This is a genomic window from Rossellomorea sp. FS2, from assembly GCF_047915635.1.
In the GTDB taxonomy this organism is placed as follows: Bacteria; Bacillota; Bacilli; order Bacillales; family Bacillaceae_B; genus Rossellomorea; species Rossellomorea marisflavi_A.
In genome coordinates, this window is the sequence record NZ_JBLRVS010000007.1 from 438,323 (window position 1) to 451,431 (window position 13,109).

At 50.1% G+C, this 13,109-nt stretch carries 13 protein-coding genes; 5 read left to right on the forward strand and 8 right to left on the reverse strand.

All coding sequences use genetic code 11. The features are described 5' to 3' along the window. Positions 1-180, forward strand: a 180-nt coding sequence (locus tag ACNA6I_RS21550) for a hypothetical protein (protein WP_416314151.1), incomplete at its 5' end; no start/stop codon positions are given. A 417-nt stretch (positions 181-597) separates the two neighbouring features. On the opposite strand, the gene ACNA6I_RS21555 is transcribed toward ACNA6I_RS21550, so the two are convergent. The 5 genes from ACNA6I_RS21555 to ACNA6I_RS21575 all read right to left on the reverse strand — a co-directional run bounded on the left by ACNA6I_RS21555 (position 598) and on the right by ACNA6I_RS21575 (position 7,882). Beyond that, a complete protein-coding gene (locus tag ACNA6I_RS21555; protein WP_159130249.1) occupies positions 598-1,860 on the reverse strand; it encodes an ABC transporter substrate-binding protein in 1,263 nt (420 codons plus the stop codon). Then, complete coding sequence (locus tag ACNA6I_RS21560; RefSeq protein ID WP_048012127.1) at positions 1,857-3,005, reverse strand: response regulator transcription factor; 1,149 nt, start codon at positions 3,003-3,005, stop codon at positions 1,857-1,859. The genes ACNA6I_RS21555 and ACNA6I_RS21560 overlap by 4 nt, the downstream gene beginning before the upstream one ends. Next, positions 2,983-4,734 carry a sensor histidine kinase gene (locus ACNA6I_RS21565; protein WP_416314152.1) on the reverse strand — a complete coding sequence of 584 codons (1,752 nt, stop codon included), beginning with the start codon at positions 4,732-4,734 and terminating at the stop codon, positions 2,983-2,985. The genes ACNA6I_RS21560 and ACNA6I_RS21565 overlap by 23 nt, the downstream gene beginning before the upstream one ends. 266 nt (positions 4,735-5,000) lie before the next feature. Then, positions 5,001-7,433 (reverse strand): MMPL family transporter, encoded by a 2,433-nt coding sequence (locus ACNA6I_RS21570; RefSeq protein ID WP_416314153.1) that lies wholly within the window; start codon positions 7,431-7,433, stop codon positions 5,001-5,003. Then, positions 7,430-7,882, reverse strand: coding sequence for a MarR family winged helix-turn-helix transcriptional regulator (locus tag ACNA6I_RS21575; RefSeq protein WP_048004699.1), 453 nt, complete (start codon positions 7,880-7,882; stop codon positions 7,430-7,432). The genes ACNA6I_RS21570 and ACNA6I_RS21575 overlap by 4 nt, the downstream gene beginning before the upstream one ends. Before the next feature lie 125 nt (positions 7,883-8,007). Between ACNA6I_RS21575 and ACNA6I_RS21580 the strand changes: the two genes are divergently transcribed. Beyond that, positions 8,008-8,649: a pentapeptide repeat-containing protein gene (locus ACNA6I_RS21580; protein ID WP_231578988.1), complete on the forward strand. Its 642-nt coding sequence runs from the start codon at positions 8,008-8,010 to the stop codon at positions 8,647-8,649. Positions 8,650-8,685: 36 nt separating this feature from the next. Here the strand turns inward: ACNA6I_RS21580 and ACNA6I_RS21585 are convergent, their stop codons facing one another. Then, positions 8,686-9,123, reverse strand: coding sequence for a hypothetical protein (locus ACNA6I_RS21585; RefSeq protein ID WP_048004698.1), 438 nt, complete (start codon positions 9,121-9,123; stop codon positions 8,686-8,688). Between the two features lie 181 nt (positions 9,124-9,304). On the opposite strand from ACNA6I_RS21585, the gene ACNA6I_RS21590 reads away from it, so the two are divergent. The 3 genes from ACNA6I_RS21590 (at position 9,305) to ACNA6I_RS21600 (ending at position 11,182) form a co-directional block, all read left to right on the forward strand. Continuing rightward, positions 9,305-9,880, forward strand: a complete 576-nt coding sequence (locus ACNA6I_RS21590; RefSeq protein WP_048004697.1) for a PadR family transcriptional regulator — start codon at positions 9,305-9,307, stop codon at positions 9,878-9,880. Next, positions 9,861-10,334: a DUF4188 domain-containing protein gene (locus ACNA6I_RS21595; RefSeq protein WP_416314206.1), complete on the forward strand. Its 474-nt coding sequence runs from the start codon at positions 9,861-9,863 to the stop codon at positions 10,332-10,334. The genes ACNA6I_RS21590 and ACNA6I_RS21595 overlap by 20 nt, the downstream gene beginning before the upstream one ends. A 65-nt stretch (positions 10,335-10,399) precedes the next feature. Beyond that, positions 10,400-11,182, forward strand: coding sequence for a DUF3891 family protein (locus tag ACNA6I_RS21600; RefSeq protein ID WP_367259399.1), 783 nt, complete (start codon positions 10,400-10,402; stop codon positions 11,180-11,182). A 335-nt stretch (positions 11,183-11,517) separates the two neighbouring features. On the opposite strand, the gene ACNA6I_RS21605 is transcribed toward ACNA6I_RS21600, so the two are convergent. Further along, complete coding sequence (locus ACNA6I_RS21605; RefSeq protein ID WP_252265431.1) at positions 11,518-12,219, reverse strand: hypothetical protein; 702 nt, start codon at positions 12,217-12,219, stop codon at positions 11,518-11,520. Further along, positions 12,216-12,938, reverse strand: coding sequence for a hypothetical protein (locus ACNA6I_RS21610; RefSeq protein ID WP_048004693.1), 723 nt, complete (start codon positions 12,936-12,938; stop codon positions 12,216-12,218). Before ACNA6I_RS21610 ends, ACNA6I_RS21605 begins: the two co-directional genes overlap by 4 nt. Positions 12,939-13,109 lie beyond the last annotated feature (171 nt).

Below are 13,109 nucleotides of genomic sequence, written 5' to 3' on the forward strand. Positions count from 1 at the left end.
GCCGAAGCGGCTCACCGCACGCCCCATGGAAAGCGGGTGGCCGCAGCGGAACGAAACGGTCTCCTCTCCACCACATATTCATTACAAAACAGGATGGCGATTTCTGTTTTGAATCAGCACATTCCGCTCCTACGCACAGAGTGCAGTGCAGCGAAGGCCTCCCGACTCCTATGGGAATAGCGGGCAGGGTGAGACCCTGGAGGCGCAGCCGAAGCGGCTCACCGCACGCCCCATGGAAAGCGGGTGGCCGCAGCGGAACGAAACGGTCTCCTCTCCACCACATATTCATTACAAAACAGGATGGCGATACCCATGTTTCCAATCATCACATCCCCTCTCATATGCACAAAGTGAAGTGCAACGGAGACCTCCCGACTCCTATGGGGATAGTGGGCTGGGTGAGACCTTGCAGGCGTGCCGAAGCGGCTCACCGCACGCCCCATGGAAAGCGGGTGGCCGCAGCGGAACGAAACGGTCCACTCTCAACCTCGGGATGGCAACCCTCTAGCCAATTACTCTCCCAAGCCTGTAATGCATGGTAGTAGAACGATCCATCTATCCTCGCAATAAAAAAAGCACGGCTGGAATGCCATGCTATCAAGGGGAAGGAGCCGCACAAGCCCCTTCAGTCCAGGCTTCATCAAAGCCTTTGAGTGCCTGCTGCCTCGTACTCTCTTTATTGATATATGCTTTCATGATTTCACCGAATCGCTTCTTGATGCAAGGAGAGAAGGAAGACCAATTGAACGTCCTGTTTTCACTGATCAATGAAGACGTCTCTTTTCCCAGGGAACCGAGATCGTTCACAGGCACATTCTTGAACGCCGGAATGAACCGGAAACGCTCCGTCATATACTCCTGCCCCTTTTCAGAAGACACCATCCACCGGAGGAAGCGTTTTGCTTCTCTCTTTTTCGGTTCCGACGATTGTTTATTGATCACCCAGTAGCTCGGGACTCCGGCAATCATCTTGGCGTCTCCCCGGTCATTGAGGGGTAGGGGGAAGATTCCCGTGGGTGCCTCACCCAACAACGGCTCCACCCAGTTTCCTTGAAGGATCATCGCAGCCTTTCCTTCTTTGAAAAGGTCGACCTCCGTGTAGTAATCCGTCGTCGCAGGGGCCGTATTTCCGTATCGGACCGTCAAATCGATAAGTGAAAATAGACGGTTGAATTCTTCACTGTCGGTAAAATGGATGTCCTTTTCATGAAGGGCTTTCACAAACCCGGGACCTTCTTCGGCGAAGGCCACGCTCGTCAAGTGATGACCGAGCTTCCAATCTTCATAATACCCGTTGGCAAAGGGCGTGATTCCTTTAGATGACAGCCTGCGGGCAACTGCTTCCAGTTCCGAGAACGTTTGCGGAGGTTCGGTGATGCCCGCTTTCTTGAAGAGGTCGCGGTTATAGACGACCCCAAAGCCTTCAATGCTCATGGGCTCCCCGTATACTTTCCCGTCAAGGGTGATTCCATCCAGCGTATGAGGGGAGGCATCGGCCACCCACGGTTCATCCGATAAGTCTTCTAGATATCGAATCCATTCCTTCATCGCTTCATTGCCTATATTCGTGAAAATATCGGGTCCTTTTCCCGCAGTCAGCTTAGCGGTAATATCCGAGTAATCATCCGAAGCACCACCCACGGTCTCGACTTTGATCCTGACCCCTGGATGGGCTTCTTCATATTCTTTGGCCATCTGTTCGAATTCATTCGCTATCTCCACCTTCGGATTCCGGACCGTGAGGGTGACAGGTTTCTTCTCCCTTTGTGCCTCCTGTTGTTCATCACGCCCCTCGCATGCAGACAGGGCGATGGAGCTTACAATCAGTGTCGATAGCAGGACCAATATCGGTTTTTTCATTCTGTCACCCCGCTGTTCCCGGAGCGGAACTCATATGGAGTAAAACCGGTCATTTTTTTAAACAGCTTTGAGAAATACTTCTCATCCTGATAGCCGAGCATGGTCGCAATCGAATAGATCGTCTCCTCTGAATCGGTCAGCCAGACTTTCGCCTGTTCGATCCGGAGTTTTGCCACGAATTTGGAAAGAGGAAGCCCCGTTTCTTTCTTGAACGTCCTTGAGATATGTTCCCTTGTGAGGAAGAACATTTTCGAGAGGCGGTCAAGGGAGATATCCTCCATATAGTAGGTTTCCACATATGATACGATCTCTTGGATCCGTCTTGCAGACTCGAGTTCATCTAGGCTGCGGATGCTCCGGTAGTGGTTCTGTTGGAGCTCATCCTGCAGTTTGCTAAATGCAGATGGCAACTCAACCAGATCGGGTAGTTCCCCCTGGACAAGACGGATGGGCAGATCGATATGACTGCTCACCCATTCTTCTACGTAGACCCATTGACCCTTCACCGTCAGGACTGCGTACAGGTTTTCTTCTTCGAGAAAGGCAAACACATTCCCGATACCCTTCTCCTGAAGCTCACCCCTCAGTGCATCCATATGCGGTTCGGGCAGATGGGTGTGGTAGAAGGAGAGAAGGGACACCTCCAGCTCCTCATCCACAGGAAGGAAAGCTGCCAGCTCTTCTGTTCCTCCGCCGCTGCACGCAGATGTAAAGATCTGATTGCTGCGGAGACGCCTCGCTTCTTCAACAATCTCCCCGTCTTCCAACGCTTCCTCCCCGATTGCCGTCACGACCCTGTTCAAAACCGCATCGAACGCATCGGCATCAATGGGTTTCAGCAGATAGTCAAAACTGTTGAGCTGGATCGCCTTTCTCATGAATGTATAATCGTCATAGCCCGTGATCAGGATGATCTTCCCGGTGTACCCGAGCTTATTCAGCTCTTCAATGAGCTCCAGTCCTGTCATCCTCGGCATTTTGATGTCTGTAAAAATGATATCGGGGTTTTCAGTGCGGACGATGTCGAGGGCCTCGTGGCCATTTGACGCTTCCAGCAGCATGGTGATGCCGGACACATCCCAGTCCCCAAGCTGGCGGATGACGTTCCGTACATTGCGTTCATCATCGACGATCAGTGCTTTCATCGCTGTTTCCCCCTTCTTGCTTATCTTCCATGAAAGGCAGCTTCATGATAATCCTGAAGCCCCTACCTTCCAATGTATCCAGCTGAAAAGATGCGTTCTCTTTAAAATTCAATCGCAGGCGGTCATAGATATTTTTCAAGCCGATTCCGCCGTCCTGCCCCGATGGGCCCCCGTAGACGGCGGACCGTATCCGCCCGAGGTCTTCTTCTGTTATGGATGCCCCGGTATTCTGCACGGTAAAGAGGATGGATTCTCCAACCCTTTCACCCGTTATCGAGAGTGTCGCTTCGTCATACCCTTCTTCATAGCTATGCTTGAAGTAGTTCTCGACCAGAGGCTGAAGCAGCATGCTCGGAATGGAAGCAGCACGAACCTCTTCATCCACCTGGATATCAGCCTGCACTCCTTCACCGAATCGCTCACGCTGCAGGGAGAGATACGTCTCGATATAGTCGAGCTCCTCCTGTACGATCACCCATTGATCGGCATGGAGGGAGTACCTCATCATCTTAGAAAGGGACGTGATGAGTTTGTATACATCCTTCGCCCCCGACCTCAAGGCCACAGCACCGATCGTTTGCAGGGCATTGAATAAAAAGTGCGGGTTCACCTGGGATCTGAGAGCACGGAATTGATTCTTCCTGCTCTCGATCTCAAGTTTGTATTCACGGTCGATATGTTGGTTAATGCGGTCCATCATCTCGTCCATATGATCTTCAAGATGACCAAGCTCGTCCTTCCGGGAGGTGGTAAAGTCCACATCCATATTCTCCCCACCGATGCTCCTGACCTTCTCACTTAAGTTCTCGATGGGCTTGGTGATGATATGGGATATGACCACTACCATGATGATGCCCAGAAGCACAACGCCGATTCCCAATAAGATATTCGTCGTGGCCGCTTGATTTACGTCTCTAAAGAGAACATCGCGGTCGATCACCTTGACGAGCCTCCACCCTTCAAGATTGCCTTTCAGCTTCTCTTCGAGGACCAGCTTATCCCCCTCATCCCCGGATTCGCCGTCATTGGTGCGCTGACTCGAATACATGATGCGATCCTCCCCATCGAGAAGAGTCAAGCGGCTCTCACCACCGTCAGAGAGGTTGAGGATCAGGGATGAATAGGCATTGACGTCGATATCCATGGAAATGAAGCCAAGGAATTCACCTGACAAAACATTGGAGACTTTATGATGGATCGTCAACACCCGAGTGCGGTCGGACTCAGGCAGGATCGCCGCATTGTTCGCATTTTCTATCACATGCGGCCTCTCGATGAAGAAATTGTCATCGGACTCATACAGGGTTCGAAAGGGAGCCTGGTTCACATAGTCCTCCTGCTTTTTCGGCGCACTGAACTTCGACTGATACACACTCAAAGCAGAAGAATCCTTTTCAAAATAGATCCTCATCTGCCTGACTTCAGGACGGCTGATCGAGAAGATTTTCATGCTCCGTTCAAACGGTTTTCTCTGCTCATCATTCAGTCCGTTTTCAAACACACTGAGCACATCCGGGTCATTATAGAGGGAGTAGGAGAGCTCGATCATCTCGTCAAAGTACCGCTGAAGAGCACGGCTGCCTTCTTCCAGCTCTTCCCGGCTCTTCTCGATCTCATGCTCCTCGACCGATGATCTCGTATTGTCATAAATAATAAAAACAGATAGGAAATAGGGCAAAATAATAAAGATCACCAGCATCCCGAATAACCTGGACCGTACACTCCGCATCACGTCACCTCCCTTTCCACAACCATACCAATTATTCAGCAAACCTAAACTATAACAGAGAACTGTATGGGGTCAATGCATCAGAAGTAGTATGACCGCACATACTGTCATGGATATTATGTGATAGGACGATTGGTATTATCATGAATGACGTGATGACTTTCAAACGACGAACTCATCTATCTTACCCTTCCTATCAACCGCCTCATCAACAGGCAATGAAGAAAGCCCCTTGCTGATTCGCAAGGGGCTTTCTGTTTATCACGTTATGAACGTGCTTTTTCTTTTTCTTTATGAGGTTTAAACGGCCACCACACGCCCTTGCCGAATGACACGGTCATGGCTGGGATGAGAAGCGGCAGGACGATCAGTCCATACAGGAGGAGACCGGTGATGACGATGGTCGCAATCTGTACGAGGCTGAGGACGCCGGATGGCATCATGGCAGCGAAGGTTCCGGCCAGGATGATGGCGGCGGTGATGATGACGGTCCCCATCTTGGACATGGAGATCTTGATGGCATCTGTCACGGTCATTCCTCCGGCTGCTTCTTCGCGGAAGCGGTCGAGGAGGAAGATGGAATAATCGACCCCGAGGGCTACGAGCATGACGAATCCGAAGAATGGAACGGCCCAGCTGATGCCGTCGTATCCGAATCCGTTCATGAAGATCAGTTCAGCCACGGCAACAGACGTAAAGTACGTCAGAAGCAGGGAACCGATCATATAGAGCGGCATGATGAATGAGCGGAAAAGGATCGCCAGTACGACGAACAGACTGATGAGCATGATTGTCACCGTCTGGGTGAAGTCGCTCGTCGAGATATCATTCAGATCGCGGTTGATGCTGGACACACCGCCGAAGGCGACTTCTGCCTTTTCAAGGGGTGTATCTTTGATGACGCGCTGCGTTGCCTCATCGATTTTTTCAACGGTATCGATCGCTTCCGGAGAATACGGATTGTCCTCCAGGATGACTTCAAGCTGCGTACCCTTTTTGTCATCGAAGGCATAGCGGTCGAGCACTTGTTTGAACTCATCCTGCTCCAAGGTTCCTTCAGGGACGAAGGTGCCTGTATCACGTATCGCCTTGCTGTCAGCCATTTGATTCAGCTGATTGCTTGCCTGGTCGAGGCCGTCTTTGATTTGATCAAGTCCTTCAACCGGATTTGGCTGTTGACCAGACTGGGCAGCCTGCGCCTGTACTTCTGGTGGGAGTGACATGGACTGCTTGATGCCGTCTGCTGTCTGGCCGACACCATCAGAAGCCTGATCGATCCCTTCTGCAATCTTGCCAAGCTGGTAATCTGCATAGAACTCATTGATGACTTCTCCCGTCGGACGTGTCACGGAGCGGACGCTCTTCACGCCATCGACTTTTTCGAGTTCGCTGCTCAGCTTCTCTACATAAGGGACGATGTCTTCGGTGACCAATTCCTTATCGCTTGAGAGGAGCACTTGCACCGGCAGGGAATCCCCTTGCCCAAAACCATCTTCAATGGCATGCAAACCTTTGACAGAGTCATAGTTATCCCCGATTTCATCTACTGTATTGAATGAAAGGGCATCGTCATAGGTCAACAAAAGCGGGACCGTGATGACAGCCACGACAAGCATGGAAAGAATCGGACGGTTGACCGACAGCTTGCTCATCCAACCCCACAGCTTACTATCGTTATGGGATACGGATTTTTTTGACGGCCAGAACAGTTTCTCTTTCAGGGTAGCCATGAAGAACGGCATGACCGTGCTCAGAACAAGTAGGAGAACCGCAATCCCGACTGCGACGGCCACGGCCGATTTGAAGATCGGGAAGTCGGCAAACCCGATGGCAAAGAATCCGATGAATACGGCAAGTCCGCTGATATAAAGGGTACGGCCCGCCGTCTTATACGTACGGATGATGGCATCCTTGACAGCCTTCCCTGCACCGAGTTCTTCCTTGAAGCGGCTGAGGAGCAGGATGCAGTAATCCGTCCCGATCCCGAACAGGATCGCCACAAGGAAGATCTGCGTATAGTTTGATACCGGGAATCCGAACCAGTCGATGAAGAACGCCACGATCGACTGACTGAGAAGATAGGTGATCCCCACTGAAATCAGCGGAATGAATGGGGTGACGATGGAACGGAAAACAGCGAGCAGGAGGGCGAAGATCAAGACGACGGTGATGATTTCCGTTTTCTTCAACCCTTCCTGGGCGCTCAGATTCACATCATTATTGATCAATGCCTCCCCGGTCAGGTAGACATCTTTCTTCCCATCGATGATATCCGATTGAATGGAATCGGCGAGATCGACGACTTCTTCCTGGGAGCCATCTACGGTGATGGGAACAAGAACGGTCTTCCCATCCTCCGATACAAGCTGTGATTCTGTATCTTTGCTTTCAAACGGATCGAGGATCGATTTCACGGGATCCCCTAGATCCTTCAACTGATCGACATCTGCCTGGATGTCTTTCCTCGCGGCATCATCCAATTTGCCGTCTAGTGCATACACGAGGGAAATCGTTTCGTCTCCAGCTCCCGCGTCTTCAAGGATTTCAGCGGCACGCTGGGATCCTGCATCCTTTGGAAGCTGGAATGTTCCCGCTTCTTCTGCCTGTTTCGTCAGGTTTGGTGCCAGTACGAATAGCAATACGGTCAGTGCGATCATGCCGATGGTGATCGGCCACTTGAATTTGATGATATTCTTCACTTACGCTCACCCTCCAATTTCAGTATATGTTTTATCTTTTTGAACATCTGGAGGAACTGATCCAACTCTTCATCCTCCACCTGATCGGCAAACAATGCTTCAATATAATCGTACACCGCCTGGTCGGATTCCTTTACAACAGCACGCCCATGCTGAGTCAGGCTGACAAGCTTCGAGCGATGATCACCCTCAGCTTTGACGATCTCGATCAATCCTTTTTCTTCAAGTTTTTTCAGCCGGTTGGAGATTGCACTTCGATGCACACATTGAAGTTCTGCAATGGCACCGGCAGGCAACGGGCCGTTCTTATTCAACAGCTTCAAGACCTGGATTTGTTCCCGGGAATATTCCTGCCATACTTCAGCCTCGACATCCCTGAGCACGCGCTCGGTCCCGAACACCATGACATCCTCGAACAGCTCCACGGCCTCGATCAGACGCTTATCCAAATAGTTGACCCCCTAAACTAAAATGATTACTCCATTAGTTTAGGGGGTCAACTATTTAATGTCAAGAAAGAAGATGCTACACTAGGGAGGAGGGGTTTGTCCCCAACCGACTTCAAATAAAGCAGGTGTTTCCCATTAAAATCGATAAACCAAAACTGCCCCGCCAGCTCACGCAAGGGAACTTCCAAATGATTTTCATGGAGGAGGACCCGTATTTAAGCAACCTTGAGATCGATGGATCCATCTTTGACGAAGAGGAGATCGACCGGGTGCATCTTTCCGGCATGGTGATCAGGAATTCCTCCTTCCAAGGGACCTCATTCCGAAATATTGATCTGACTGATGTCGAGTTCATCAACTGTGACTTTTCCAACGTGGATATGACAGGGGCGAGCATTCACCGCGTCACGTTCCAGGAGTGCAAGCTTATGGGCGTCCAGCTGCCTGAAAGCCGCTTCGGGAATGTCGCCTTCGAAAACTGTCTCATGACCATGTGTAATTTCAGTGATTCCAAATTCGAAAAAGTGATCTTCCAAGAATCCAATATGAAGCGATCCGACTTCTTCAACTGCAAGCTGGCAAAGGTCATCTATGATGTATGCGACCTGGATGACGTGAGCTTTGATGGAACGAAACTGAAGGGGATCGATCTCAGCACCTCGTATTTCGAGTCCATCCTTGTGTCAATGGAAGATTTGAAGGGCTGCATCGTGTCCGAAAAGCAGGCTCTATCCTTTGCTGCGCTTCTTGGCTTGGATATCCGCTGAATGAAAAGACCCCTGAAACCGATTCAGGGGCCCTTCTCATTGATTCAAGCGATGCTGGACTTCCGCTGGCACTTCAAATACCATCTCTACACCACCATACATCAAGAGAACGTATGGTTCCTCCTTGTATGCGGTAATGCGCGCCACTTCCTTCATATCCGTTTGATCTGCTTGTTCCTCCCCGAACTTCACCGTGTCCGTCCTGTAAAACAGGTAGGTGCTTCCCGCAACCAGATCATCCTTCTGTTTTCCTGTGAGCTTCCATTTTCCCACTTCAAGAGCCTTGCTGAAAGAGTTGATTTCATCGGCATCGCTTACAGTTTGAATGATTTCCCCGCCCTCCGTACGATCGATTTTTTGGACATTCTGGAGGCTGTCGAGGCCTTCCTTTTCGCTTTTCCCAGAAGAGCATCCTGTCAAAATCAGGGTACTCCCTACAGCCAGCAACACGATGCATATCATCAATCGTCTCATCTATCATCCACCCGTTTCCTCTGTTTAACACCAGCATACCAGTACCACCTGGTGATCGGGAACGAGCTTCAGGTCGATTTCCGCTAAGACTTGGGACCGATTGATTTTTCCTTCTTGAACTTTCCCATCAACCGGTATAATATATCAATTAGATATATCAAAAAGATAGGTGTGAAACAAAATGAAGACGTACAATCATACAACCTACGCCATCTTAGGCATCCTGACAACGAACTGCCGGTCGGGCTATGCAATCAAACAGCTCATCGACCGGAGCCTGAATCACTTCTGGAAAATCAGCTACGGACAGATCTACCCAACATTGAAGCGTATTGTGGATGAAGGACTGGCAGAAGTCAGGGCCTCCTCAGGAGAGGGAAAGAGGGATAAGCAGGAATACACCCTCACCTCCAAAGGCATGGAGGTACTCGGGAATTGGCTTTCAGAGCCTGTGGACCAGCCCCCACTTGAGAAGAATGAAATCCTTTTGAAGCTGTTCTTTGGTCGACATCAATCCACCGACCATACCATCAAGCTTTTAACCGACTACAAAGGAAAACTCCAAGAACGACTTGCCACCTATGTGACCATTGAAGAAGGAATCTTGAATCAGGAAGAGCGCTCTGAAGATGTCGACTACTGGCTGTTCACATTGGATTATGGGAAGAGGGGTGCACTGGCTTCAATCGATTGGTGCGACGCGACTCTCGAAAAATTGTACTCTAAGGAGGAGCATGATGGGCAATCAAGTGTTTAACGGCAGATACACGACGGAGAATTCGGAAGAGGTCGTGGTCTTCATCATCGGCATGAGGATCAATAAACGCCTGGCAGTGCACAAATGGTTCCCGGTGTTCAAGGCGATGCCGGGTATGATCAAGGAGTTGTACACGCATAAAGAGGAGCTCGGCTGCCTGTCCATGGAAAGCTACTTCGGCCTCCGGACTACGGTGATGATTCAATATTGGCGGTCGACAGATGACCTCATTGCCTATGCACGGAACGAGAAGCACCTGAAAGCTTGGAAGGCATTCAACCAAAAAATCGGTGCAAGCGGCGTGGTGGGGATCTATCACGAAACGTACAGGCTTTCCCCAGGGGAATACGAGACGGTTTACGGGAACATGCCTCTTTATGGACTGGGTAAAGCACTGAAGCATGTCCCGATTACCAAAAATAAGGACAGGGCCTCCCAGCGATTGAATGCGTGATGCGTTTTACAGGGAATCGAAGCGTGCGATAAAATGGAAGCATCTATTGCGAGGGGGATACCGTTATGATCATCCGTGAAACGAATGATTCCTTCATCATGATCAAACAGCATGACCATGCCTTCCTGTCAGGAGAGATCGTAAAGCACTTCGACGCATCCATAGTAAAATCAAACGCTTATTGGGACGAACTTCTGCATGCCTCTTATCAGCATGACAGGAGCTGGATCGGACTGGACACCACACCGGTCTGGAACGATGCCGCGCACCGTCCTTTCACTTTTTCCGATTACCCGCTCATTCCAAAGCTGGTATTCTATACGCGCGGGATCGATGAGATTTCAGAAGTGCATCTATACGCAGGACTTCTATGCAGCCTTCACTTCTCCTCCTTCTTTACCAACACATCCGATCCCGACTGTCTGCGGTTCCTGGAGAAGGAGGCCCTGCGCCAAACAGAACTGCGGAAAAGGCTGCCTCCTCTGGATGAAGATCTCCTTCAAGAGCATTTCACCCTTCTCCAATTCTCAGACGATTTCTCTCTTTATATGTGCCTGAATCGCCCCGGTGTATCGAAGGACGAAGAGCACCCTTGGTTCAAAAATGGATTCAAGCATACGGAAGGCTTTAATCACACCGATGACCCGTTGAAAGGACAGTGGACGGGCCCTCATGACATCGTAATAACCGGGGCTCCTTTCAAGCATCCCTTCACCGTGGAATTGCTCTATAAAGAAGTGGACAAATCTTCCATTCTCCATGATGGGATTGTCAAAGCCTATGCCTCTGCAGGGATGTACTCCCACAGCATCACAATCAGTAGTGCCGGCACTGACCGACTCGTGTGAGAGAATAACAGACAAAAAAAGAGGTTGGGACAAAACTAAAAAGGGACCATTTAATGAACAACAATATGAGTGCAGGTTCTTTATACCGCTCATGATTTCCGTGCAAGACTCCGCTTTCCGCGGGTAGCCCGTGGGCCTCCTAGGCATGCCTGCGGGGTCTCACATCAGCTACTCTTCCCACAAGAGTCTTCGTCTTGCACTCCAATCAGGAGCTTGAAACAATGAAATCGTAATGGTCATGAAACAAAGTAAAAACCCGAATGCATTAGCCTGATCGCAGGCACATGAAGTCGGGTTTTACTTTGACTAAAACACGTTTGTCCCAGCCTCTTCCTTCATTCCAATTCATCTTCCTGCAGCGGCATCATCAGATCCTGGTGATCTTCATACCGGAGATAAGAAGACTGCCCCTGTCCTTCTATGAAGACATCTTCTCCGGAAGAATCGAGGGACCTCCATCCGAATTCAACACTCGCCTCGGACTCATCCACTTCCCCGCGGATAATAGTTCGCCACTTCTCTGGGACCTTGATGGACCCGTATGGATGCTCGGCAAAGGGAAGCTCCCTTTCCATCTGGATTCGGGGTTGATACGCTTCGTTTTGAAAAGACCGCTTCTGGATCAGGTAGAATACCAGACGGTCCACTTTCTCAGCAGGATCGAGACTCCAGACCACCCGGTAGCTTGAAGGGTCTCCGGGACGCACCTTCCAGATCACCGGGTCGCCGTCTGTCGTGGCTGACGATGCTTTCCACTGATGATCCTTCCATACCCAAAGGCTGAAGCCGCGAACACCGGCATCCGTTTCAAAGGGTATGAAGGCATGGCGATCATCGGCTTGCACCGTTTCCAGTATTGATTCCACCTGTAACCCTTCATCCGTCCCCATTTTGTTCAGTAGCCCGTTGATTTCCTTCGCCGCCGCCTTATCATCGGGCAGAGGACCCGCCGGAGCTAGCTTGAACCAATAGACGAAGCCAAAGGCAATCAAGGAGACGGCAAGTACGATGACGATCATCCGTTTCACATTCTTCATTCCGCCCCGCCCCCTTTTATGATTGATTCAGAGAGTTGATAATAGTATTGGGTATCGCCCGATAAAATCAGCAAGCCCTTCCCGTTCCCTTCAACATAGATCAGCGGTGAAAGACCACTTCCCCACTTCGGCTCGACGCCATTGAGGAGATATGGGAAGCGCTCCGGTGCTTTGGACTGATTTTCATCTTCCACCATTGATTCCATGTACCACATCTCCCCGTCAGGCTGTGCCTGCTTCATTCCCTTCAGCTGTTCATGCAGCTTCTGGTGATCGAGCCTCACATCTGATCCTGCGGGATGACTTTGAACAAGGGAGACCTTCTCTGGATTTGATAGATACGTAGCCGGATCATCTGATGGATAAACAATGGAACTGAGCGGAATGGCCGCCAGTGCCATGATCGCCAGAAGAATATTCCCGGCAAACCCGAACCAGGCGAAACGGCGATACCTCTCCCATCTCCCATTTTTCCGCCTCAAGGTCAAATAGAGGATCAAAACGCCTAGTGGAAGGATCGGGATCCTGACCATGATCCCCCTCGGCTCAAATGTGTATGAAATGGTAAATACCCCTACCATGAAAACTAGGAATTCCTTCCAGAATGGAGCTTGGTGCTTCTGTCGTCTTATCATAAAAACCGCACCTATGATCAGTATGCCCCATGCAATTGCGGTCATCAGCCACGTTAGGGACCCCCCATTAACGTAAGTCGCCATGTTCATTCCCCCTATATTTCTCTAAGTTACATATGTGTAGAATCTTCATCACAAACCCAATGGTTCCATATTTTATCATATAATAATTTTTCCTTCAGCATGAATACATGGTTTTTTTGATTGAATTCTGCGTATTGTTGGTATACTGGTTAAAAAAATGACAGGGGGGCG

Bases quoted from the DNA above. Each gene is read 5' to 3' on its own strand.
- ACNA6I_RS21555 (WP_159130249.1), bottom strand. From the start codon at position 1,860: ATGAAAAAACCGATATTGGTCCTGCTATCGACACTGATTGTAAGCTCC.
- ACNA6I_RS21560 (WP_048012127.1), bottom strand. From the start codon at position 3,005: ATGAAAGCACTGATCGTCGATGATGAACGCAATGTACGGAACGTCATC.
- ACNA6I_RS21565 (WP_416314152.1), bottom strand. From the start codon at position 4,734: ATGCGGAGTGTACGGTCCAGGTTATTCGGGATGCTGGTGATCTTTATT.
- ACNA6I_RS21585 (WP_048004698.1), bottom strand. From the start codon at position 9,123: ATGAGACGATTGATGATATGCATCGTGTTGCTGGCTGTAGGGAGTACC.
- ACNA6I_RS21590 (WP_048004697.1), top strand. From the start codon at position 9,305: ATGAAGACGTACAATCATACAACCTACGCCATCTTAGGCATCCTGACA.
- ACNA6I_RS21595 (WP_416314206.1), top strand. From the start codon at position 9,861: ATGGGCAATCAAGTGTTTAACGGCAGATACACGACGGAGAATTCGGAA.
- ACNA6I_RS21600 (WP_367259399.1), top strand. From the start codon at position 10,400: ATGATCATCCGTGAAACGAATGATTCCTTCATCATGATCAAACAGCAT.
- ACNA6I_RS21605 (WP_252265431.1), bottom strand. From the start codon at position 12,219: ATGAAGAATGTGAAACGGATGATCGTCATCGTACTTGCCGTCTCCTTG.
- ACNA6I_RS21610 (WP_048004693.1), bottom strand. From the start codon at position 12,938: ATGGCGACTTACGTTAATGGGGGGTCCCTAACGTGGCTGATGACCGCA.